Origin of the sequence: Gilliamella sp. Gris1-4, from assembly GCF_001690335.1 — a bacterium.
In the GTDB taxonomy this organism is placed as follows: Bacteria; Pseudomonadota; Gammaproteobacteria; order Enterobacterales; family Orbaceae; genus Gilliamella; species Gilliamella apicola_P.
Map to the genome: position 1 here is coordinate 1 of NZ_LZHA01000031.1, position 597 is coordinate 597.

The following is a 597-nucleotide window of genomic DNA, read 5'->3' on the forward strand; positions in this document are numbered from 1 at the left end:
AGCTCTTTAAAAAGAAGAAACAGACAATCTGTGTGGGCACTTGCGAGACGAAAGATTAAAGTCTACGGACTAAAAAATTAAGTCTTGATAAGTGACACTGAAGATTCATTTGAATATGTCAGAGACAGTTATTGAGCATCAAACTTTAAATTGAAGAGTTTGATCATGGCTCAGATTGAACGCTGGCGGCAGGCTTAACACATGCAAGTCGAACGGTAACATGAGTGCTTGCACTTGATGACGAGTGGCGGACGGGGGAGTAAGGTATGGGGATCTGCCGAATGGAGGGGGACAACAGTTGGAAACGACTGCTAATACCGCATAAAGTTGAGAGACCAAAGCATGGGACCTACGGGCCATGCGCCATTTGATGAACCCATATGGGATTAGCTAGTTGGTGGGGTAATGGCTCACCAAGGCGACGATCTCTAGCTGGTCTGAGAGGATGACCAGCCACACTGGAACTGAGACACGGTCCAGACTCCTACGGGAGGCAGCAGTGGGGAATATTGCACAATGGGGGAAACCCTGATGCAGCCATGCCGCGTGTATGAAGAAGGCCTTCGGGTTGTAAAGTACTTTCGGTGATGAGGAAGG

At 48.2% G+C, this 597-nt stretch carries 1 rRNA gene; it reads left to right on the top strand.

The window, feature by feature from the left end:
- Window positions 1-147: 147 nt before the first annotated feature.
- A 16S ribosomal RNA gene (locus tag A9G31_RS03935) occupies window positions 148-597 on the top strand; the annotation flags it as partial.